Raw genomic sequence first — 21159 nt, forward strand, 5'->3', positions numbered from 1 at the left:
ATGCGTCCAATAGATCTTACTAGCTAGAATTGACTCAGGAAACGAACGTCATTCGCCCAGAAGTAGCGGATATCTTCAATGCGATGGAGCAGCATGGTGATGCGCTCTACACCCATGCCGGCGGCAAAGCCGCCGAATTCCTCCGGATCATACCCCCCGTTTTGAAGCACCGTGGGGTGTACCATCCCACAACCCAAGATTTCCAACCAGCCAGAACCCTTGCACACGGTGCACCCTTTACCACCGCACACAAAACACTCTACATCCATCTCAGCGCTGGGCTCTGTGAAAGGAAAGTAGGACGGGCGCAGGCGGGTGCGGGCCTGTTCGCCGAAGAGACGGCGGGCAAAGGTATTTAGCGTCCCCTTCAAATCACTGAAGGTGATGTTCCGCCCAACCGCCAGCACTTCCACCTGGTTGAATTGGATCTCGGAGCGGGCGCTAATTTGCTCATAGCGGTAGCACATCCCTGGCAAGATCACCCGAATGGGCTGCGGTGCGCGCTCGCGCATCACGTGAATCTGCCCCGGTGACGTATGGGTGCGTAGCAGCACGCCGGAAGTGGTGGTGTAAAAGGTATCCCACAAGTCGCGCGCCGGATGATGGGCTGGCATGTTCAGCAATTCGAAGTTATACGCATCGCTCTCAACCTCGCGACTGCGGTAGACCTGGAAACCCATCTCGGCAAAGATATGCACAATGCGGCGCAGGGTACGGGTGGTGGGATGTAGCCTTCCCAGTTCTGGGCGCCGCCCAGGCAAGGTTACGTCCAGGCGCTCGCTCTCCAACGCACGGCGCAGGGCAGCGGCGCGCAGGGCGGCAGCCCGCTCCTCCAACGCTGCCTCCAGCGCTTGCTTAACTTGGTTGGCGCGCTGCCCAACCTGGGGGCGCACTTCTTTGGGCAATTGCCCCAGGCGCGAAAAAATTTGCATCAGAGGTGCATTGCGCCCCAGATGCGCCACGCGCCAGGCTTGTAAAGCCGCTTCGTCATTAACCGCCTCCAGTTCCTGCAAGGCGCGTGCCTGTAAAGCATCCAATTCATTAATCTCGAGAACATCGTCCATCGTGCAACCTCCACAAAATAAAAATCCCGTCCCAGCCAGGGACGGGGTTGTGTGCCCGCGGTACCACCCTGATTGGCTGTGTGGTCACACAGCCCACTCACCCAACGGCCACCCAACGGGTGACGATTGGCGTGCCCGCTAACGGGGGCCAGACGGCTCAGACTACTTACCTGCGCATGGTAACGCTAGCACGTGGCAGGTTTCACCCGAGCGGCTCGGGAGGGAACTTCGGTCGGTTTCCGGCGAGCTGGGGTCGCAGCCTATGCCCCAGCCTCTCTGGCGCGTTCTGCCGACTTACTTTCCTCCGTCAGCGCCATTCACTTTTAAGGGTGTCAGAAAATCTGGCTTTATTATCGGCAAAAGCCAGGGGTTGTCAAGGGAAACACGTTGCCAGAACCCACCCCTTGGGCTAGAATCGTAACGCTATGAGTTGGGAGATTTGGGGCCACACTTGGGCCGTTGATCTACTCCAGGGGCATCTACGCCAGCAACGCCTGCGCCATGCCTATCTTTTTTGCGGGCCAGCGGGGGTGGGCCGGCGCACCTTGGCTCTGCGCTTTGCTCAGGCGCTCAATTGTCCAACTCCTCCCGGAGCCGGGCAATCCTGCGGCACCTGCCGTACCTGTCGCCAAATTGCCCAGATGGCTCACCCAGATTTGTTTCCCGTCCAGGCAGAAAGCGGTAGCATAAAAGTTGAACAGGTGCGCGCTTTGCAGCACGACCTGCAATTGGCCCCCTATGAGAGCCCCTATCGTGTCGCTCTACTCCTCAACCTGGAACGCGCTACCCCCAGTGCGCAAAATGCCCTGCTGAAAACTCTGGAAGAGCCGCCGGCACATGCAGTTCTCTTGCTCACAGCTGAGGCCCCCGAAGCACTATTACCCACCCTCGTCTCGCGCTGTGAAGTCCTACGCCTGCGCCCACTGCCAATTACCGAACTTGAAACCCTGCTTCGTGATCACCAGGGTCTGCCCTATGAACAAGCCCGCGAACTGGCTCATCTCTCAGGGGGGCGTCCCGGGCTGGCACTCCGCTTTCACAACGAGCCAGAATACTATCAAGAGCATCAGCGTTGGATTCAGGACGGGCTTTACTTGTTGGGTCAAAAACGGGTGGAACGTTTTCAATATGTCGAAAGTCTAAGCCGAGATCGGGAAAAAATGCGCGCTGCCTTACAAGCCTGGGTTACTCTCTGGCGGGATCTCTGGCTGTGTACCACCAACGCTCCAGTGCCCCTGACCAACTTGGCCTTCGAGACCCCTATCCGCACATTAGCACGCCAGTTGGAGGAGGGGCAAGCCGCACGATGTTTGGCCATGCTGGAACAAGGAATTACCCATCTGGACGCTAATCTCAACGCGCGTTTGTTGGGAGAATTTCTACTTCTCGGCTGGCCCTACCTCACCGCGGTTGAAGACGAAATCCGGGCATAATATCATCCTGGCAGGGTCAGTGGGATATGATATAATTACGACAAACACAGTCGTATTATCCTGGTCATTAAAGGAGTCCGCTCATGTACCCAGAAGCTGAGTTCGATGCCTGTGGTTGTGGTGGTCAGTGTGGTTGCAGTGGTGAACATGGAGCGATGATTGCCCTCACCCGTGAGGAGTACATTCAACGCCTGGAAGCCTACTTGCGCGAACTACGTGCTGAGATTGAAGCCGTGGAACGGGAACTGACCGAACTGCGTCAGATTGCCTAACGTAACCGCCCACTTGCTAACCGAGAATAGGGGGTTAGAAATCACCCCAATCGGGTGACAAACAGCCTTGACAGGAGGCTGTTTGGGCTTAAAATAGCATTCGTTATGTTGAATATAGACAATACAGACAAAGGAACAACATTTACCGACCAATTCGACTCGGCGGCGGATTTTTTCCGTGCTCTGGCCCACCCGGTGCGCTTGGCGCTATTAGAATTGCTGCGGGACGACGAAGCCTGCGTGTGCCACCTTCAGGCCGTGCTCGGCTTGCGGCAGGCTTACATCTCGCAGCAATTGATGTTTTTGCGTCAAAGCGGCTTGGTCAGCGCACGACGTCAGGGCTGGAATGTGTACTACCGGGTTAACGACCCCCGCATTTTCGAGGTGATAGACCGGGTAAAAGAGCTACTCCCTACCCCCCAGCAACTTTCGCTGATCCCTGAAGCGGTCAACTGCACCTGTCCCCGCTGTCGTGTCACCTCTCGACCCGCCTAGTTCGGGTCTACGCTCATCTCAAACCATGGAGGATATCAATGCTTACCATCAAAGTCTTAGGACCCGGCTGTGCCGCCTGTCAACGGCTGGAAGCCCTCACGCGCAAGGTAATTACCGAACTTGGCCTCGAAGCGCGGATTGAAAAAGTGGAAGACCTAGATGCCATCCTGGCCTATCCCATTTTAGCCACGCCCGCCCTAGTCATTAATGAGCGTGTCGTATGCGCGGGGCGCATCCCCTCACGCGCAGAAATCGCCCAATGGTTGAACGTTCCTGAGAAGGTGTAAGCCTAACGCATGGACGGGCTAGTCTGCCCGTCACTTTTTACTAACGTTATATTCTTTTTTACGAATAAGGTGGTGCTGATGAACTGGATAACAACGCTACAATCACTCCTCTGGTCAGGCTGGACCAGCCTATTAGACTATCTTGCTGCCCACGTACTTTTATGCCTCTTACCGGCATTCATCATCGCCGGCTATATGAGCGCGATGATCCCTAAGGAAGCGATTACCCGTTTCCTGGGCCCACGCGCTTCCAAATGGGTGAGTTACCCTGCTGCTGCCTTTGGGGGCTTCATCCTGGCTGTATGCTCATGCACCATTCTCCCCCTCTTCGCCGGCATTTGGAAGCGCGGTGCTGGGCTGGGACCAGCGGTGACCTTCCTCTTCGTTGGCCCGGCCATCAATATCCTTGCCCTCACCTATACCGGGGCTGCCATCGGCTTTGATATCGCCCTTGCCCGCCTAATCCTGTCCATTTTCTTTGGCATCGCCATCGGTCTGCTTATGGGCTGGATCTTCCGCAAGGAAGAAACCCAAAGCAAAGCTGAGGCCAATCTTTTCGCGGCTGGGGCAACGGTACGACCCGCAATTTGGGCTGTGTTTGGCTTGCTCGTTGCCATCCTGATCGCCGGAACGCTCCAAATTCCGGCGTTAACTCAAACTTATCTCACCCTTCACTTGCCCTGGAATTTGCCCCCGGCGATTCTCGCCGCACTTGAAAGTGTCAACCTGAGTGTGCAAGGGGCCACATTGATTGGTCTTTTGATTGTGATCGCCTTCCTGGCTTGGAAGGGGTTTGAAAACATCTATGAGGGTTTCTCCGGTTGGACCATGGCCACCCTTGTGGTCATTGCCCTAACAATTTTGCTGGCCGCACCGATCACCCAAAGCGGAAGCCTTGTTATAGGTTTGACCGGACGATTCTTTGCTATTCTTATCCTCTTGGCTACCACGGCCTGGGTGGCGGCGCGCGCCTTCGATCAAGACGACCTAAGCAACTGGATCGCCGAAACCTGGAAGTTCGTGAAACAAATCTTTCCTCTCCTAATTGTGGGGGTATTTTTGGCGGGCGTGGCTAAAGGCCTGATCCCGGAAGCCTGGGTGCGCGCCGTGGCGGGTCAAAATACCCTGTGGGCCAATCTGGCCGGCGTGCTCTTCGGCGTTTTCATGTACTTCCCTACCTTGGTCGAAGTGCCCGTAGCGCGCATGTTCCTTGATCTAGGCATGGCGCGTGGGCCGCTATTGGCTTACCTGCTAGCTGACCCTGAACTTTCGCTCCAATCCATTCTCGTGCTCAACGGCATCATGGGGCGCAAGAAAACCAGCGTTTATGTTAGTCTGGTCGCCCTTCTGAGCACTTTGGCGGGTTATCTTTTTGGCGCCTTTCTGGCGCGCTAAAACACAAACATCACTGGAGGGTGAATCATGAACAATCTCGTCATTGTTCTCGGTATGCTATTGCTTTCTTTCATCTCAGGAATGCTGGGGTTGGGTGTGGCTTTTGCGGCCATCCCCTTCTTAGGGCTGTTCTTCAACGACTTAGTCAATCAAATTCAACCTCTGAGTTTGTTGCTCAACGGGGCAACAGCCTCTTTTTCTGCCGCAGGTTTCGCGCGCAGCAAACTCATTGACTGGCCTACAGCACTGACCTTGAGTCTGATCACCACAGTTTCGGCACCGATTGGGAGTTATCTCGCCCACTTTGTTCCCCAATTCTACCTCTGGGCCATTTACGTCGGAGCGGTTTCTTTCCTTGCCTATCGGTTGTTCCGGCCCATACAGAGTAACCGCGCCACCCCCAACATGACCTTGGCCTACATCCTTGCCGTCCCCATCTCGATCCTTAGTGGGTTGCTAGGAGTGGGCCCGGGGTTTCTCCTCATGCCCACCCTGATTCTGGTGGGATTAGACAGCAAACGCGCCGCCGCTGTTAACTCCATTGCAGTGGTCCCGCCTTCGTTCTCGGCGCTTGTCCCACGTCTATCGAGCGCCCAATGGTCGCTCGAACTAGCCATCCCGCTTCTGATCGTCGGTGCTTTAGGCTCGTTTCTCGGCGCTCGGATCACCAGCCTGTATGTTCCCAGTCATCGTCTGCGCCAGATCTTTGCCGTGATGATCGTTTTAGTCACCCTTTATAAGGTCTACACCCTGCTGGGATAAATCCGGCCACATCATTTAGTCCACCTGACTACGCAAGGCACGATAAGTCGCATCCCCGAGCAAAAAGCGCAACTCCTCGGCAAAGAGATCCAAGAGGAGTTGCGCCTTTTCACCCCAGCGCAAGCAACTCGCCGGCTCTTCGGCCAAGGCCACCGCCTCGTCGAGGGTAATGCGTCCTTGCTCATCCAGGTCAAGCGGATGCAGGATGCAGTAAAACGGCTTGAAGCGCCAGGGATGGTATCCAGCCACCTCTCCCGCCACTTGCAAGGCGCACTTATAATCTGGGCGCAGAAAAACACACGCACTTCCGGCATAGTGCTTGGGATCTGGACAGACCCGAGTATGTACCACGCGCCCACTGGGGACAAAAGGATCCTCTTCGCAGCGCCCATCCACCCAGCGCGCGGGATCGCGCCTGTCAAGTGGCAAATGAGGTATGATTAAGGAGGCATGAGCCAGCAAATCACGCCATTCTTCCTCATCTAGCCACACCCCATACGCACAACACGCTGCCCCACATTGCGGCCACCCACAGCGCTGCAACGGCTCACGGGCCAAAAGACGTGGATTGATCTGCTTAATCACGCCCCCCATTTTATCGTATTCTATGAGTTGAGCAGGAGGTGAAAAATGAAACTGGCTGTCGGTGCGGATGAACGCACATACGTTGTTGAGGAAGTGCTTAAGTATTTGGAAGCCGAAGGGCATCAGTTCACCTATTATGGCCCACCTCCGGGCGAAAGTTACACCACCCCCGATACCTACTGGCCAAGCGTGGCGCGCCGTGTGGCCGAGGCTGTGGTTAGGGGCGAAGCTGACGAAGGTATCCTGTTCTGCTGGACCGGCACTGGGGTTAGCATCGCTGCCAACAAAGTCCGTGGCATCCGTGCGGCCCTGTGTGTGGATGCCGAAACTGCCCGCGGTGCCCGTCTGTGGAATAACGCCAACGTGCTCTGTCTTTCGTTGCGCCTCACATCCTGGCCGGTGGCTAAAGAGATCCTTGCCGCCTGGTTTCAGACACGTTACCAGCCTAACCCCACCGATGACGCCTGCTTGGCACAGGTTGCTGAACTGGAAACGCGCTAGAGCCTGGCTTCGCCTCCGACCATAAGCCATCCAGTCCAATAAATCAAAATCATCTTCACATTCGGTTGCGCCGAGGGAATAAAAGTCTGTAAAATATGTAAAAGAGAAGCGCAAAAGGAGGCCTTATGCCTACGCTAGATGAGGTTTTAGCTGTGATTCTGGGAGGTGGTCGGGGAACCCGTCTTTTCCCGCTCACCCTGCTGCGCTCCAAACCGGCCGTGCCTATCGCCGGTAAATACCGCCTGATTGATATCCCCATCAGCAACTGCATTAACTCCGGAATTTTCCGCATCGCCGTGCTCACCCAGTACAACTCGGTCTCCTTGCATCGTCATATCACCAACACCTATCAATTCGATAATTTCCATCGCGGCTGGGTGCAGATTTGGGCGGCTGAGCAGACTCTTTCCAGCAGTGACTGGTATCAGGGTACAGCGGATGCAGTGCGCAAACAACTTTTCGAGATTCGCGCCACCCGGGCCCGCTATGTGCTCATCCTAGCGGGCGATCATCTTTACCGCATGAACTATGCGCCGATGTTCCGCCAACACTTAGAAAGCGGGGCTGAAATCACCGTAGCCGTCAAACCCGTGCCCACCTCTGAAGCTCCCCGTTTTGGCATCCTCAAACGAGATCTTACTGGGCGCATTGTCCGTTTTGCCGAAAAGCCCAAAGCCCCCGACCTGCTGGCCGAGATGGTGAGCCGCGACGATCCTGAGCGCCCCTATATTGGCTCAATGGGCATTTACCTGTTCAACACTGAAGTGCTGGTAAAACTTCTGGAGGAACACCCCGAATTCGATGATTTCGGCGGGGAGGTCATCCCGTATGCCATTCATTACCACCATGTTTACTCCTTCGACTTCGACGGCTATTGGGAAGATATTGGAACGATCCGCTCGTTTTACGAGACCAACCTTGCCCTGACTGACCCCAACCCGCCCTTCAACTTCTTTGACCCCGAGTTTCCTATTTACTCCCACCCCCGCTTCCTCCCTGGCTCTACCATTGAGCGCAGCGTGCTCGAAAACGTGCTCCTGGCCGAAGGGTGCTGCATTCGCAACGCTGAGATTCGCCGTTCGGTGATTGGCCTGCGCAGTCGCATCCGCAATGGGGCGCGCATCGAGAACACGGTATTGATGGGTGCCGATTATTACGAGAAAGTGGGCTGTGAGGATTACGATGAGACGATGCTGGGCACCGTACCCATCGGAATCGGGCCGGGATGCGAGATCTCAGGCGCTATTATTGACAAAAACGCCCGCATCGGTCGCGGTGTCATCATCCGCCCCTTCCCCCGCGGTACTGACCTGGATGGTGATGGTTGGGTGGTACGGGATGGCATTGTGGTGATCCCCAAGGACGGGATCATCAAGCCCGGCACTTACATCGGCCCAGAGCTAAAACCTTCAGAGCCCAAAGGGCAAATGGCAGAAGAGAAGGTCTGAGCGTTGCAAACAGCCGAAGACGCTTGTTTGCAGAAGCCCCAACTGGTGCAGGCAGGAGGAGGGATATTCATTCCTGGCAGATGAGGGTAGAATTAACCGTTGGTGCACCCCGGCTTCGCCCCGGAGTACATCCATCTACGCCTTAGGTATGGGCGGTTCTAACGGAGACTATCTATGACAGTTGCCTTACCAACCCCTCCTCCATCTTCGCCACTTACAGACCTAGATATTGCTTGGCATGCCCTCAACGCGCATGAGACGGTTCGGCGCTTACGCACCCCCTTAGCAAGCGGGCTCACCACCGAAGAGGCAACGCGCCGTTTGGCACAGTTTGGTCCCAATCAGCTTATTGAAGCCAAACGCCGCACCTTCTTGCAAATGGTCATTGGCCAACTAAAGAGTTTCGTGGTCATCCTGCTCATCGTAGCAGCGGTGATCTCGGGTATCATCAGCATTTCGCAACGTGAGCCGCTGGTGGATTCAGCCGCCATTATCGCCATTGTGATCCTCAACGCTGTGCTTGGCGTGATCCAAGAGAGCCGCGCCGAGCAAGCCCTGGCCGCTTTGCGCCAACTGGCCGCACCAGAAGCCCAAGTGCTACGGGATGGGCGACGCCAGACCATCCCCGCGCGTGATCTGGTACCCGGCGATATCGTCTTCCTAGAAGCCGGCAACTACGTCCCGGCCGATCTGCGCCTGCTGGAAGCCGTTAACCTGCGCATTGAAGAGGCCGCCCTAACAGGCGAGTCCATTGCAGTGGAGAAGGACGCAACCAGCCTACTCCAGGAGAACGCCCCCCTTGGCGACCGCAAGAACACCGCTTTCATGGGCACGCTGGTGGTTTATGGACGCGGGCGTGGAGTCGTAGTTAACACCGGCATGCGCACCCAATTGGGCATGATTGCGACCCTGCTTCAGAGCATGGAAGAGGAAGAAACGCCTCTGCAGCGCAAACTTGATCAATTGGGCCGCACCCTGGGCATTGCTGCCCTAATCATTTGTGGATTGGTTTTTCTCACCGGCATCCTGCAGGGAGGCAATATTCTAGAGATGTTCATGGTGTCGGTCAGCCTGGCCATTGCCGCCGTGCCGGAGGGCCTGCCGGCTATTGTGACGATCAGCCTAGCCCTGGGTATGCGGGAAATGATCCGGCGTCATGCACTGATCCGCCGCCTCTCCTCAGTAGAGACACTAGGCTCGGCCACGGTCATCTGTTCCGATAAAACCGGTACGCTCACGCAAAACGCCATGACCGTTACCCGCCTTTGGGTGGATGGAACCTTCATCGAGGTCAGCGGACGGGGGTATGTGCCCGAAGGAGAATTCAAAATCAACGGACAACCTCTTGACTTCAGCCACTACCCCGCCGTGCTCACCGCGCTGTGGATTGGCGCGCTCAACAACGATGCGGTGCTTGAGGTCAATACCCACAACGGCGAAAATGCCTACCGTGTGGTGGGTGATCCCACTGAAGGGGCTCTGCTGGTGGCAGCGGCTAAAGCCGGTGCTTTGCCGGAGCAGTTGCAAATGGCCTATCCGCGGGAGGACGAGATTCCTTTCGATTCAGTGCGTAAACGCATGGTGACCGTCCACGCCATACAAGCCCCCCGTCCTGAAGATGCCTCGCCTTTTAGTACAGAGGTCTCACCCGATTTGCATGTGGTCACTGTCAAAGGAGCCCCCGACGAGGTCCTGCGCCTGTGCCGCTACTATCAAGATCGCTACGACCGCCCCCAGCCGCTGGATGAGGCAAGTCGTCAGCGCATCTTGCAAGCCAATGACGCAATGACCCGCGAGGCCTTACGAGTCTTGGGCGTGGCTTATCGGGTGGTTCCCAGTCTGCCCGATCATGCCGAGCCGGAGGCACTCGAGCAGGATCTAGTCTTTGTGGGTCTGATCGGAATGATTGACCCGCCGCGCCCCGAGGTGATCCCAGCCTTGCAAAAAGCCACTCGGGCGGGTATCCGGACCCTCATGATCACGGGGGACTATCCCAACACTGCCCGCGCCATTGCCGAAGCCATTGGTTTGTTACGCCCGCACCATCAAGTGCTGACCGGTGCTCAGCTGGATGCCATGGACGATGCTACCCTGCAACGCGAAGTACAGCGCACAGACGTCTTCGCGCGCGTCTCACCCCAGCATAAGTTGCGTATCGTGGAGGCCCTCAAGGCCAATAATGAAATCGTGGCAATGACCGGCGATGGGGTCAACGACGCCCCCGCGATCAAACGCGCCGATATCGGCATTGCCATGGGCATCACGGGCACGGATGTGACGAAAGAGACGGCCGACATGGTGCTGATGGATGATAATTATGCCAGTATTGTCGCGGCCGTGGAGCAGGGACGCATCATTTATAGCAACATTCGCAAGTTTGTTTATTATCTTATCTCGTGCAACCTCGCCGAAATTTTTATCATCTTCCTTCCTACGGCTTTTGGGCGCTGGCTCTTTCCCGCAGCCGGACGGGTGCTTTCCCCGCTTTTGCCCATTCAATTGCTCTGGCTTAACCTGATCACCGACGGGGCGCCAGCGTTGGCATTGGGCACTGAGAAAGGCGATCCCGACATCATGGATCAGCCACCCCGCCCTCCGAGGGAACCCATCATCAACCGTTTCATGCAAATCGGCGTAGCCGTGCAGACGATTGCCATTACGACTGCCACCTTGCTTGCTTTTAGCCTAGGCCTGCGTCAGAATGCGACCCTCGCAGGAACACTAGCGTTTGTTACCCTCTCTAGTTCGGAATTACTACGCGCCTACACCGCTCGCTCCGAACGCTACCCCTTGCTCAAAATTGGGCTCTTCAGCAACCGCTGGATGAACCTGGCGGTGTTGAGTTCGTTAGCCCTGTTGTTGATGGTGGTGTATGTGCCTTTCTTCAACCCCATCTTCGCTACCGTTCCCCTCACCTGGGAGCATTGGAAAATCATCTTACCGCTGATTTTCCTGCCCGCTATCGTGGCAGAGATCACAAAAGTGGTGTTAGGCATGCGTAAGGCACGGCATTGACCGGCAATGATACAATTATTTATGCATGACCCACCCCATTTCCACCCTTGGAGGCAGGCTTGACCCAAACGCTCACCATTGCGATCCCTATGGCCGGCTGGGGAACGCGCATGCGCCCCCACACCTGGAGCAAACCTAAACCCCTGCTCCCCTTGGCAGGAAAAACGGTTTTAGATTACGTCTTGGCCCAGTTTAAGAGTATCCCCACCTCTTTTGATGTAAATTACGTTTTCATCGTCGGACCGGGACAACAAACCGCCATTGAAGCCCATATGCACCAGCACCACCCCAACCTGAAAGTGCACTACGTGGTGCAGGAAGTCATGCGCGGGCAGTCCGATGCCCTCTACCTGGCGCGGGACTACCTGCGTGGCCCGGTGCTCATGGCCTTTTCCGATACCCTGATCGAAACAGACCTATCCTTCCTCTCCCAAACCGATTTAGACGGGATTGCCTGGGTTAAGCCCGTGCCGGATCCGCGCCGTTTTGGGGTCGCTGAGGTCAACGCCGAAGGCTGGGTGACTCGCCTGATTGAAAAGCCGCAAGACTTATCTAATAATCTAGTAGTGGTGGGTTTCTACTATTTCCGCAGCGGCGAGGCCCTGGTTGAGGCCATCCAAGAGCAAATGCGGCGTGGGTTGGCGCTACGCGGCGAGTACTTCCTGGCAGAGGCCATTAATATCTTGCTGGAGCGTGGTGCGCGTTTCCGCACCCAAACCGTGGAAGTCTGGCTGGATGCCGGAATTCCGGATGCCCTGCTGGAAACTAATCGCTACTTACTTGAGCATGGGCACGATAACAGCACCGCGGCCGCACAACGCTCTGGCGTGGTCGTGATTCCTCCGGTTTTTGTTCATCCCGAAGCCCACTTATACAATGTGGTTATTGGGCCTTATGTCTCGGTAGGACGCGGCTGTGTCTTGGAAGCATGTGTGATCAGCGACAGCATCCTGGACCAGGAAGCCCAAGTGCGCGAAGCCGTGCTAAAGGCCTCCTTATTAGGACGGCGCACGCGCATTGAGGGATCGGCCCAGCGCGCGAATCTAGGAGATGATGCATGGATCACATGAACCCCGACCCGGTGGAATGCCACTCCGGCTATGAATACGCCGAACGCCCGCTCGCTATTCATTGGGAGGGAGAACGCCTAGAAATTGAGGCCATTGAAGAGCACTGGCGCATCCCCGGTGGAAAGTGTTTTCGTGTGCGGGTTCGCGATGGACGGCGTTTTGAGTTGTTTTACGGCGAACTTTATGATGAATGGCGGGTTAATCTGTTATAAGATCTTATTGTAAGAAGGAGCTAGAGCCCTATGTCTTCCACCTCTTCCACCCTCTCCACCGCCTCTACCCGTACCACCTACCTCTCACAACGTGTAGCCAGCCTGAAGCCCTCCGGCATTCGACGTTTCTTTGACATCGCCGCCACCATGAAGGATGTTATCTCTCTGGGCATCGGTGAACCCGACTTTGATACACCCCCCGCAGTGATTGAGGCAGGCGTTCAAGCCTTACGCAATGGTCAGACTCATTACACCTCCAACGCGGGTATCTTGGAATTACGCCAGGCTCTAGCCGCCCACCTAGAACGGCTGTATGGCGTGAGTTACGACCCTCAAACCGAAATCATTATTACCGTGGGTGGATCCGAGGCCCTTTACTTAGCCGCCACTGCGCTGCTGGATCCCGGCGACGAGGTCATTATTCCCACACCCTGCTTTGTCTCCTACCAGGCTCAGGTGCATCTAGCAGGGGGCGTGCCCATTGAAATTCCCTGCCATATGGAAGACAACTTTGATGTGAACCCCCAGGCCATTGAGGCCGCTATTACCCCGCGCACGAAAGCCATCCTAATTGGCTTTCCCAATAATCCCACTGGGGCCGTGGCCACCCGTGAACGCTTGCTGGAGATTGCCCGCTTGGCCGAGAAATATGACTTAATTGTTATTTCGGATGAGATCTATGACCGTCTGGTATATGCAGGACATCAGCATGTCTGTTTCCCCTCCTTGCCAAGGATGAAAGGACGTTCTCTGCTCCTGGGCGGGTTCTCAAAAGATTACGCAATGACCGGTTGGCGCATTGGCTATGCCTGCGGCCCCCAACACCTGATGCAAGGCTTGCTCCGTGTGCACCAGTACACTGTGATGTCCGCCCCCACCATGTCCCAGATCGCCGCCCTCACTGCGCTATATGACCGCGATGAAGCCGTTCAGATGATGGTCGAAGAATATGACCGCCGTCGGCGCCTAATCGTTAGGGAGCTAAATCGCATGGGATTGCCTACATTTGAACCCAAGGGAGCCTTCTATGCCTTCCCCAAAGTGAGTGTCACCGGCCTGGATGACGAGACCTTTGCCCAGCGTCTGCTTCAAGAAGAGCATGTAGCTGTAGTGCCCGGCTCGGCGTTTGGAGCCGGTGGCGAGGGCTTTGTGCGTTGCTCGTATGCTACCGCCTACGAAAAGATTGAGGAAGCTCTGCGCCGTATTGAGCGCTTCTTGAGGCGATTGTAAACCCGGCCTGCAGCCAATGCCCCTAATCTGACCCCCAACAGGCATGATATAATCCGCCGATAATCACGGCCGTGGAGGAGACCTCATGACTTACCAACTGATTCAAATTCCCCAAGGCGGAGAAGCCATTCACCTTGCCGAGGGGCGGCTACAAGTGCCCGATAACCCGATTATCCCGTATGTTGAGGGAGATGGCACCGGACGAGATATTTGGCGTGCCGCCGTGCGGGTCTTCGACGCTGCAGTCGCCCGTGCCTATGGGGGCCGCCGCAAGATTTACTGGATGGAAGTCTATGCGGGCGAGAAGTCCTTCCGCCAATTCAACACTTGGCTACCCGATGAGACCCTGCGGGCTTTTGAAGAATTCAGGGTAGGGATCAAGGGCCCACTTACCACACCCATCGGGGGCGGCATTCGTTCTCTCAACGTGGCGTTACGCAAAGCTCTGGATCTTTACGTCTGTCTCCGTCCGGTGCGCTACTTCAAAGGCGTTCCCTCGCCAGTGCGCCAGCCCGAACTGGTGGATATGGTCATTTTCCGCGAAAACACCGAAGATATCTACACCGGGATCGAATTTCAGCACGGCACTGCTGAGGCTGAGCGTTTCAAGGCCCTCTTGCGAGAACACTTCCCAGATCAGTTTGCCAAGCTGCGCTTCCCAGAAACGGCCGGCTTTAGCCTTAAACCCATCTCGGTTCAAGGCACCGAGCGCCTGGTGCGCGCTGCCATCCGTTGGGCATTGGAAAACCACCGTCGTAGCGTGACCCTGGTGCATAAGGGCAATATCATGAAGTTTACCGAAGGTGCTTTTCGTGACTGGGGCTATGCCTTGGCCAAGCGAGAGTTTCGCCACCAAATTGTCACTGAACGCGAAGCCTGGATTCTTTCCAACCGCGAGCAGAACCCCAACCTGAGTATTGAGGAAAACGCCCGCCTAATTGAACCGGGCTACGATATGTTGCCTCCCGAGCAGCAAGCAGCGGTACACGCAGAGGTCGAGAACACACTAACCACCCTCTGGCCCACCCACGGGGACGGCAAATGGAAGCGCCTTCTCCTGATCAAGGATACCATTGCCGATGTGACCTTCCAACATGTGTTGACCCGCCCGCGTGACTTTGACGTGTTGGCAACCCCTAACCTGAATGGGGATTACCTCTCGGATGCCCTGGCTGCCCAAGTCGGCGGCATTGGTATTGCCCCCGGCGCAAATATTAATTTTGAGAGCGGTCATGCTATCTTTGAGGCTACCCACGGCACAGCCCCCAAATATGCGGACCTAGACAAGGTCAACCCGGGTTCGGTCATTCTTTCGGGCGAGATGATGTTGCGCTACCTGGGCTGGCATGAGGCCGCGGATCTCATTATTAAGGGGGTAGAGGGAGCTATCTCAGCGCGCACGGTGACCTACGATTTCGCTCGTCTGATGCCCGATGCCACGGAAGTGCGTTGCTCCGAATTTGGTGATGCCATCATCCGCCACATGGCCGACTAAGGCAAAGACATCCCCCTGACTGGCGCAATAAGAAGCGGCCCACGAAAATTCCTGTGCATTTTGACTTGAATGCACAATTTATTTTCGCTACAATGAAATACACATTAAATTTGCATGCCAAGAGCATGTTGCACGTGGGCTAAACACCGAAGAAAAGGAGCACGCAATGGACGTCATCAAAGTCAAGGCAAATTCCCGCACCGCAGCCGTAGCAGGAGCCATCGCCGGCGTAGTCCGCGAGCACAAACGTGCCGAGGTGCAGGCCATCGGCGCCGGTGCCGTCAACCAGGCCATCAAAGCATTGGTGCTGGCCAGGGGGTATCTGATGGAGGATGGAATCTCCATCGTGTGCATCCCCGAGTTTGTGGATGTGGACATCGAAGGCAAAATCCGCACCGCGATCAAATTAATTGTCGAACCCCGCTGAACCCCGTCCCACCTGAGCGCGTAGGATAAAGGCGAGGTTCAGGTAACTTCCGCCGGATCAAAGCGCACTTCTTCTTTACCGGTTAGTTTTTCCTGAACCTTCTGTAGCACCAGTTCAAAATGGCGGGGGCGCGCAACATAGTCCAGGTCATCAGCAGGCACTGTGAGGACCGGACAAAGGGTAAAACCTGCCACCCACGCCTCATAGAGATCATTGAGCCGCTCTAAGTAATCCAGCGGGATTTCCCGTTCATAGGGACGACGGCGCTGAGCAATGCGCTGTTGCAAGGTCGCAGTGGAAGCACGCAGATAGATCATCAGGTCGGGTGGGGTCAGGCAATCGCACGCCGCCTGATAGAGGGCTTGGTAAGTGGCGTAGTCGCGCTCGCTCAGCGCTCCTTGCAAGAAGAGCCCACGGGCAAATATCTCAGCGTCCTCATACAGGCTGCGATCTTGTACCGCTGAAAAAGGGCTGCGTTGAATTTGGAGGTGAATACGCAGGCGGTGGGCTAGGAAAAACACTTGAGAATGAAACGCCCACGCCTGCATATTGCGGTAGAAATCGCTGAGGTAAGGGTTTTCCACCTCCGGCTCGTAATAGGGTTGCCATGCCATGCGCTCGCACAGCAAGCGTACCAAGGTGGATTTCCCCACGCCAATATTACCTGCCACGATAATGTACTTTTTCATTGGCTGAGTTTCCCCGCCAATTCCAGTTCAATCACTCGCTGGAAAACCTCAAACGGCTGTGCACCCAGCAGGGCAATCCCGTTGATAAAGAAGGTGGGGGTGGAATTGATGCCCAGATCAACCGCGTATGCGTAATCGCCCTCCACCTCAGCCTGGTAACGCCGTTCATCCAGGCAGGTGGTGAATTGGTCCATCTTCAAGCCCAGGCGCTCGGCATAGGCCAAGTAGGCCTCCCGTCCCAATGAAAGTCCGCCCCTGAAAAGCAGATCGTGAAATTCCCAAAATTTGCCCTGTTCGTTGGCACAGTTAGCCGCTTCAGCCGCCGGTGCGGCTTCCGGGTGAATGCTATATAGCGGGAAGTCGCGATACACCAGACGCACTTTATCCCCATATGCAGCCTGGATCTTCGGCCAAACCTGAACATGCCAGCGCTGACAGTAGGGGCATTGGAAATCGCTAAATTCAATGATCGTGATAGGTGCGTTGGCTGGACCCAATGCTGGGTCATCGTCCACCGGCACATCATAACGGGTTACCTGGCGTGGGACATCCGCCTCGGCTTGTTGAGCAGACAGTTGAGCCCTTAGGTTGGCAACCTCGCGCCCCCAGATTCCATAACCTGCTGCTACACCTAACAAGAAGGCAGCTAGGCCAAACCCCACCATCCCCCAATGCCAAGCAGGTCTGCGTCGTATCGTAGGCGCAGGGGGACGAGATAAGTCGGGAGAGGCAGGAATAGGCGGGGATTCACGCATGAGAGTCATTCTCCTCAGTTTCAGATTCACCCTCAGGAGCCAGGCCCAAGCGACGTGCCTGCTCGTAGGTCAGGGCTTCTGACGTGAGCGGGGGCACTGCTTCCCCCTCCACAGCGGCCTCCCAAAAAGCATCAATTGCCTGCGGATCGCTCGGCAGAGGGGGTTGTTGCAAACTTTCCATCAGGGGCTCGAGTTCGGGCGCTTCAATAGGTAGAACCTCTTGTGGAATGACCTCGGTTTCTACGCCGGGGGGCAACGTCAGAGGTGGCTCCGGGGGTGGGGGCGCGGTAGTCACCGTGAGATAGGGCACCCCCATCTCATCCAGAATCTGCGCCACCTCCTGTGCGGCCTGGAACACCGCCTCAAAAGCCAGCGGAAGGCGTACCGCGCTCTCAACCGCTGGGGTCACCAACACCAGGCCAAAGACACCCACAGGCGCAAAAGTCAGGTCTACTTCAGCTCCTTTGAAGGCCATCACCCCCTGGGGCGGGCCGGGGCGGAGGAGGCGCGCGACTTTAATGCCAGCACTAAGGACTGCCATCAACGGCGGAATCCATTCACTTTCAAAGTAAGATGGCAACCAATCTCCCGCCTGAGCCACAATATGGCCCCGATCATCCAGCAAATACACCGCCCGCGCGTTCAAGGTCTGGCGCAAGCGCCCTAATCGCATGGAGAGGCGAGGTCCCGCTACTTCCTCCTCTGCCCCAATCCCGGCAGGAGGCGGGGCAGAAGAAGGCATTCCCAGCACCTCAGCCACTGCATCTAGAAATGTGCTCATGCTCAGCGGCTTGCGCAAGAAGCGCACCGCGCCCACTTCCTGGGCGCGCTGGGCTAGCCCCTCCTCCGTCAGCGCTGTGATCAGAATGCAGGGGGTGTGAGGAAACCGCTGGTGCAACTTATTCACCAGATCCAACCCCGACATACCCGGCAAGCGGATATCAGCGATCAACAAATCGGCTTGCTGGCGCGAGACCTCCAGCAGCGCCTCTTCGGCTGAGGGCACCACTTGGATATCCAGAGCAGGGTCGAGGGTCAGCAGGGCGCTCCGCAACATGCGCCCCAGTTCCAGCGTATCTTCAACTATCAATACCCGGCGCACAGCCATAGGCTCTCCCCTGGCAAGGTTGAGTTGAGCCTATTATACAGGATTTTGCCGCCGCCGATTGCTAATCAGGGGGAAGGTTGGCGGCTGTTGGCCTACAACTCTTAAGCCTGGGAGGGTTCTCATCAGAACGCCTTCCTATGCAGGTGGGGCAACTCAGCCAAGGTCGGAACTCCATCCGCCACTGGCTTGGCGGGCAGGCTCATGCGAGCCCGCGTCTGGGTGAGGGGTACAAATAACGGGTAACCATCGGGGGAAGCCTCGGTCATCGAAATTGTCAACCCAAAGGCACGGCTTAGCAAATCCGGCTGGAGCACCTCACGGGTCGTACCCCAAGCCCACAGGCGTCCTCCCACCAATAGTGCTACCTGGTCGGCATAACGAACGGCGAGATTCAGGTCATGCAGCACCATCAGCACCCCTCGGCGAGGAAGATCCGCGGTCGTACCGTTATCTGCCAAACGGCGCAGGTGGGTCAGCAAGGCAACTTGATACTGCCAATCCAGATGCGTAGTCGGCTCATCCAGGAGCAAGAAGGGCGTCTGTTGGGCCAGTGCACGCGCCAGCAAAACCCGCTGCAACTCCCCGCCGGAGAGTTCAGCCAAGCCACGCTCGGCCAAAGGCAGGGCCTCTACCTGCTCCAACGCTTGGCGGGCCACAGCCTCATCACGCGGGGAAACCTGCCCGAGGAGATTCAGATAAGGCGTCCGCCCTAGAAGGACTGTCTGCCAGACGGTAAAAGCGGGCGGTAACTGATGAATCTGAGGAACCACCGCCAGATACCGAGCGCGTTGCCAGGGAGACGCGCGAACCAGATCCAAATCGCCCACTTGGATGCTCCCTGCCTGGGGGGTGATCACGCCGCTGATAGCGCGGATTAAAGTAGACTTGCCCGCGCCGTTGGGGCCAATCAGAGCCACCACTTGCCCGCGCTCAAGGCTTAGCGAAACATTTTCCAGAATACGTTGCCCCTGCAAGACGACCGTCACCCGCTCCAGGTATAGCCGACTTGCCTCGACTATGGAACCCTTTAAGTCTAATCGGGTGTTCATGCTACAACCTCCGCCAAACGAGCCTGCAACCAGACGGCCGTCTCCATCATTGAGGGGCCATCATGGATCAAATTCTCTCCTCGTTGCACCGTTGAGATCACAATCCGCATGTCCGGCAAGAGAACATCCCATCCACGTGCCCGGAGAAGCACTGCCGGGTCTATCGGATATTCTGGTTCCGAGAAAAGCAGCCACACCTGCGGCTTTTGCTGCACGACAGCCGCCAAATCTAGAGAGAGGTAGCCGGCCGGCCGGGCGCCAAAAAGGTTTTGACCTCCTGCTACTTCAATCAAATCGTGGATGAAAGTCAGCGCGCCCGGCGTGCGTGGGTGAGGACCGAACCAGAGTTCAGCATAGACTCGCGGACGCGGTTGGAATGCTCGCGCCGCCAGATCGGCGAAACAAGCCTGCCAACGTGCCACCAGATCACGAGCGGGTTGTACTGCCCCAACCAATCCACCCAACATCACAATGTTCTCCCATATCCCATACACGCTGTTAGGCAGCGGTAGTACAAACACAGGCCACCCTTGGCGCAATAAACGCTGCGCCAGTTGTCGCTGCACGCCAGTGGTGAGCAAAATGAGGTCCGGACGTACCTCCTGCAAGCGTTCCAGATCCACCCTTAGATAGTCACCTACTACCTCGGCTTGAAGGTCGGAAACATAACGCCGGCAATACGTCGAAACCCCCACTACGCGCTCTCCACATCCCAGCGCGAAGAGGGTTTCGGTCAAGCCAGATACCAGACTTACAATCCGTTGCGGTGGATAGGCCAGTTCCACCTTTTGACCCAGCGGGTCACAAAATAGGCGCAACGTCGCAGTCATTTTACTCCACCCCCTGTACTTTACTACGGCGCAAAAGCCAGAGAAAGAACGGCGCACCTGCCAGTGCTGTAATGATCCCCACCGGCAATTCCTGCGGTGCCAAAAGCACCCGTGCCAGCACATCCGCCAGCAGTAGGGCCGTTGATCCACCTAGAATGCTCAAAGGGATCAGGTAGCGATAATCTGATGTGAAAATCAGGCGCACCACATGCGGCACAATCAGGCCGAGAAAGCCAATGATGCCCGCAAACGAGACCGCCGCCGCCGTGCTGAGCGCCGCAGCCAGGAGGATCCAGGTACGCACCCGAGACACATTCAGCCCTAACTGTTGAGCCTGCTCATCGCCAAACTGGAGCACGTTGAGTGCATGCCCGCTGATGATCAGCCCACCTAATCCTAGAATCAGATAGGGCAGCATGACCCCCACCGCCGGCCACCCCCCCAGGGCGGCTCCCCCCAGCAGCCAGGCTAAGGCCCGCCGCAACTCACCGGTTGAACGCAGCATCAAAAAGGAGGTTAACGCCGACGCAAAAGAGGAAACGGCTACACCTGCCAGGATCAAATTTGCCGTGGGTAGAGCCCGCCCACTGCGCGCCAGCGCCATTACCACCAGCACAGTCAACATGGCCGCCACAAAGGCCATAGCAGGCACAGCCATCAGTCCCCAAAATGAGTACGGCCAGCGCAGACTCATTGCCACTACCGCACCTAACCCGGCCCCCGAGGCCACCCCGATCAAGTAAGGATCGGCCAATGGATTACGAAAAAGCCCTTGATAAGCCGCCCCACTCCCACCCAGGGCTGCACCGGTGAGCGCAATCAGTAACGTACGGGGCAAACGGATCTCCCACAAGATGGTATGATGGGCGGCGTGAGAGGCCTGTCCAACAAGCGCACGCCAGATTTCCGACAGAGGAATGCTCACCGAGCCCAGCGCGATACTAAGCCCAAGCGCTAGTCCCAACCCAAGGAGAAGAACAGACCAGGAAAACGTCTTTTTCATCGCTATTCAGATGCCCCCATCCCAAACCGCGGGG

The 21159-nt window shown here is 56.6% G+C and carries 22 protein-coding genes; 14 read left to right on the plus strand and 8 right to left on the minus strand.

Annotated features, from left to right (window positions below; all coding sequences use genetic code 11):
- Positions 1-23: 23 nt before the first annotated feature.
- Positions 24-1064, minus strand: a complete 1041-nt coding sequence (pheS, locus tag Q0721_RS04075; protein WP_299025702.1) for a phenylalanine--tRNA ligase subunit alpha — start codon at positions 1062-1064, stop codon at positions 24-26.
- Between the two features lie 425 nt (positions 1065-1489).
- Between pheS and holB the strand changes: the two genes are divergently transcribed.
- The 6 genes from holB (at position 1490) to Q0721_RS04105 (ending at position 5708) form a co-directional block, all read left to right on the plus strand.
- Positions 1490-2497: a DNA polymerase III subunit delta' gene (gene holB, locus Q0721_RS04080; RefSeq protein ID WP_299025705.1), complete on the plus strand. Its 1008-nt coding sequence runs from the start codon at positions 1490-1492 to the stop codon at positions 2495-2497.
- Between the two features lie 83 nt (positions 2498-2580).
- A complete protein-coding gene (locus Q0721_RS04085) occupies positions 2581-2769 on the plus strand; it encodes a hypothetical protein (RefSeq protein WP_299025708.1) in 189 nt (62 codons plus the stop codon).
- A 105-nt stretch (positions 2770-2874) separates the two neighbouring features.
- Positions 2875-3264: a metalloregulator ArsR/SmtB family transcription factor gene (locus Q0721_RS04090; RefSeq protein WP_299025711.1), complete on the plus strand. Its 390-nt coding sequence runs from the start codon at positions 2875-2877 to the stop codon at positions 3262-3264.
- Positions 3265-3302: 38 nt separating this feature from the next.
- Entirely contained in the window at positions 3303-3551 is a 249-nt protein-coding gene (locus Q0721_RS04095) for a thioredoxin family protein (protein ID WP_299025714.1), read from the plus strand.
- A gap of 78 nt (positions 3552-3629) precedes the next feature.
- Positions 3630-4946 (plus strand): permease, encoded by a 1317-nt coding sequence (locus tag Q0721_RS04100; RefSeq protein ID WP_299025717.1) that lies wholly within the window; start codon positions 3630-3632, stop codon positions 4944-4946.
- Positions 4947-4973: 27 nt separating this feature from the next.
- Complete coding sequence (locus tag Q0721_RS04105) at positions 4974-5708, plus strand: sulfite exporter TauE/SafE family protein (RefSeq protein WP_299025719.1); 735 nt, start codon at positions 4974-4976, stop codon at positions 5706-5708.
- Between the two features lie 15 nt (positions 5709-5723).
- Here Q0721_RS04105 and Q0721_RS04110 read toward each other — a convergent pair whose 3' ends face one another.
- A complete protein-coding gene (locus Q0721_RS04110) occupies positions 5724-6302 on the minus strand; it encodes a hypothetical protein (protein WP_299025722.1) in 579 nt (192 codons plus the stop codon).
- Between the two features lie 36 nt (positions 6303-6338).
- On the opposite strand from Q0721_RS04110, the gene Q0721_RS04115 reads away from it, so the two are divergent.
- From Q0721_RS04115 to Q0721_RS04150, 8 genes are all read left to right on the plus strand, one after another.
- Positions 6339-6794 carry an RpiB/LacA/LacB family sugar-phosphate isomerase gene (locus Q0721_RS04115; protein WP_299025725.1) on the plus strand — a complete coding sequence of 152 codons (456 nt, stop codon included), beginning with the start codon at positions 6339-6341 and terminating at the stop codon, positions 6792-6794.
- Positions 6795-6919: 125 nt separating this feature from the next.
- Positions 6920-8242, plus strand: a complete 1323-nt coding sequence (locus Q0721_RS04120; RefSeq protein ID WP_299025728.1) for a glucose-1-phosphate adenylyltransferase — start codon at positions 6920-6922, stop codon at positions 8240-8242.
- A gap of 174 nt (positions 8243-8416) precedes the next feature.
- The gene (locus Q0721_RS04125) at positions 8417-11257 is read left to right on the plus strand and encodes a cation-translocating P-type ATPase (protein ID WP_299025731.1); all 2841 of its coding nucleotides are present in this window, start codon (positions 8417-8419) and stop codon (positions 11255-11257) included.
- A gap of 59 nt (positions 11258-11316) precedes the next feature.
- Positions 11317-12327 carry a sugar phosphate nucleotidyltransferase gene (locus Q0721_RS04130; RefSeq protein WP_299025733.1) on the plus strand — a complete coding sequence of 337 codons (1011 nt, stop codon included), beginning with the start codon at positions 11317-11319 and terminating at the stop codon, positions 12325-12327.
- A complete protein-coding gene (locus Q0721_RS04135; protein ID WP_299025735.1) occupies positions 12315-12539 on the plus strand; it encodes a hypothetical protein in 225 nt (74 codons plus the stop codon). Before Q0721_RS04130 ends, Q0721_RS04135 begins: the two co-directional genes overlap by 13 nt.
- Positions 12540-12569: 30 nt before the next feature.
- Entirely contained in the window at positions 12570-13769 is a 1200-nt protein-coding gene (locus tag Q0721_RS04140) for an aminotransferase class I/II-fold pyridoxal phosphate-dependent enzyme (RefSeq protein WP_299025737.1), read from the plus strand.
- An 85-nt stretch (positions 13770-13854) separates the two neighbouring features.
- The gene (gene icd, locus Q0721_RS04145) at positions 13855-15264 is read left to right on the plus strand and encodes an NADP-dependent isocitrate dehydrogenase (protein ID WP_299025740.1); all 1410 of its coding nucleotides are present in this window, start codon (positions 13855-13857) and stop codon (positions 15262-15264) included.
- Positions 15265-15430: 166 nt separating this feature from the next.
- The gene (locus Q0721_RS04150; protein ID WP_054520204.1) at positions 15431-15691 is read left to right on the plus strand and encodes a stage V sporulation protein S; all 261 of its coding nucleotides are present in this window, start codon (positions 15431-15433) and stop codon (positions 15689-15691) included.
- A gap of 38 nt (positions 15692-15729) precedes the next feature.
- Here the strand turns inward: Q0721_RS04150 and Q0721_RS04155 are convergent, their stop codons facing one another.
- The 6 genes from Q0721_RS04155 to Q0721_RS04180 all read right to left on the minus strand — a co-directional run bounded on the left by Q0721_RS04155 (position 15730) and on the right by Q0721_RS04180 (position 21125).
- Complete coding sequence (locus Q0721_RS04155) at positions 15730-16380, minus strand: deoxynucleoside kinase (RefSeq protein WP_299025754.1); 651 nt, start codon at positions 16378-16380, stop codon at positions 15730-15732.
- Positions 16377-17135: a thioredoxin domain-containing protein gene (locus tag Q0721_RS04160; RefSeq protein ID WP_299025757.1), complete on the minus strand. Its 759-nt coding sequence runs from the start codon at positions 17133-17135 to the stop codon at positions 16377-16379. Before Q0721_RS04160 ends, Q0721_RS04155 begins: the two co-directional genes overlap by 4 nt.
- Positions 17128-18243 carry a response regulator gene (locus Q0721_RS04165; protein WP_299025760.1) on the minus strand — a complete coding sequence of 372 codons (1116 nt, stop codon included), beginning with the start codon at positions 18241-18243 and terminating at the stop codon, positions 17128-17130. Before Q0721_RS04165 ends, Q0721_RS04160 begins: the two co-directional genes overlap by 8 nt.
- 122 nt (positions 18244-18365) lie before the next feature.
- The gene (locus tag Q0721_RS04170) at positions 18366-19292 is read right to left on the minus strand and encodes an ABC transporter ATP-binding protein (protein WP_299025764.1); all 927 of its coding nucleotides are present in this window, start codon (positions 19290-19292) and stop codon (positions 18366-18368) included.
- Positions 19289-20122 (minus strand): helical backbone metal receptor, encoded by an 834-nt coding sequence (locus Q0721_RS04175; RefSeq protein ID WP_299025767.1) that lies wholly within the window; start codon positions 20120-20122, stop codon positions 19289-19291. The genes Q0721_RS04170 and Q0721_RS04175 overlap by 4 nt, the downstream gene beginning before the upstream one ends.
- Before the next feature lies 1 nt (position 20123).
- Positions 20124-21125 (minus strand): iron ABC transporter permease, encoded by a 1002-nt coding sequence (locus Q0721_RS04180; protein WP_299025770.1) that lies wholly within the window; start codon positions 21123-21125, stop codon positions 20124-20126.
- Positions 21126-21159 lie beyond the last annotated feature (34 nt).

The sequence above is a fragment of the uncultured Thermanaerothrix sp. genome (assembly GCF_938028735.1).
GTDB lineage: Bacteria > Chloroflexota > Anaerolineae > Anaerolineales > Anaerolineaceae > Thermanaerothrix.

Coding starts and splice junctions, on each gene's coding strand:
- Q0721_RS04090 (WP_299025711.1), top strand. CDS start 2,875: ATGTTGAATATAGACAATACAGACAAAGGAACAACATTTACCGACCAA.
- Q0721_RS04100 (WP_299025717.1), top strand. CDS start 3,630: ATGAACTGGATAACAACGCTACAATCACTCCTCTGGTCAGGCTGGACC.
- Q0721_RS04150 (WP_054520204.1), top strand. CDS start 15,431: ATGGACGTCATCAAAGTCAAGGCAAATTCCCGCACCGCAGCCGTAGCA.
- Q0721_RS04085 (WP_299025708.1), top strand. CDS start 2,581: ATGTACCCAGAAGCTGAGTTCGATGCCTGTGGTTGTGGTGGTCAGTGT.
- Q0721_RS04155 (WP_299025754.1), bottom strand. CDS start 16,380: ATGAAAAAGTACATTATCGTGGCAGGTAATATTGGCGTGGGGAAATCC.
- Q0721_RS04140 (WP_299025737.1), top strand. CDS start 12,570: ATGTCTTCCACCTCTTCCACCCTCTCCACCGCCTCTACCCGTACCACC.
- Q0721_RS04170 (WP_299025764.1), bottom strand. CDS start 19,292: ATGAACACCCGATTAGACTTAAAGGGTTCCATAGTCGAGGCAAGTCGG.
- Q0721_RS04160 (WP_299025757.1), bottom strand. CDS start 17,135: ATGCGTGAATCCCCGCCTATTCCTGCCTCTCCCGACTTATCTCGTCCC.
- Q0721_RS04165 (WP_299025760.1), bottom strand. CDS start 18,243: ATGGCTGTGCGCCGGGTATTGATAGTTGAAGATACGCTGGAACTGGGG.
- Q0721_RS04105 (WP_299025719.1), top strand. CDS start 4,974: ATGAACAATCTCGTCATTGTTCTCGGTATGCTATTGCTTTCTTTCATC.
- Q0721_RS04120 (WP_299025728.1), top strand. CDS start 6,920: ATGCCTACGCTAGATGAGGTTTTAGCTGTGATTCTGGGAGGTGGTCGG.
- icd (WP_299025740.1), top strand. CDS start 13,855: ATGACTTACCAACTGATTCAAATTCCCCAAGGCGGAGAAGCCATTCAC.
- Q0721_RS04115 (WP_299025725.1), top strand. CDS start 6,339: ATGAAACTGGCTGTCGGTGCGGATGAACGCACATACGTTGTTGAGGAA.
- Q0721_RS04135 (WP_299025735.1), top strand. CDS start 12,315: ATGGATCACATGAACCCCGACCCGGTGGAATGCCACTCCGGCTATGAA.
- Q0721_RS04180 (WP_299025770.1), bottom strand. CDS start 21,125: ATGAAAAAGACGTTTTCCTGGTCTGTTCTTCTCCTTGGGTTGGGACTA.
- Q0721_RS04095 (WP_299025714.1), top strand. CDS start 3,303: ATGCTTACCATCAAAGTCTTAGGACCCGGCTGTGCCGCCTGTCAACGG.
- Q0721_RS04175 (WP_299025767.1), bottom strand. CDS start 20,122: ATGACTGCGACGTTGCGCCTATTTTGTGACCCGCTGGGTCAAAAGGTG.
- pheS (WP_299025702.1), bottom strand. CDS start 1,064: ATGGACGATGTTCTCGAGATTAATGAATTGGATGCTTTACAGGCACGC.
- Q0721_RS04125 (WP_299025731.1), top strand. CDS start 8,417: ATGACAGTTGCCTTACCAACCCCTCCTCCATCTTCGCCACTTACAGAC.
- Q0721_RS04110 (WP_299025722.1), bottom strand. CDS start 6,302: ATGGGGGGCGTGATTAAGCAGATCAATCCACGTCTTTTGGCCCGTGAG.
- holB (WP_299025705.1), top strand. CDS start 1,490: ATGAGTTGGGAGATTTGGGGCCACACTTGGGCCGTTGATCTACTCCAG.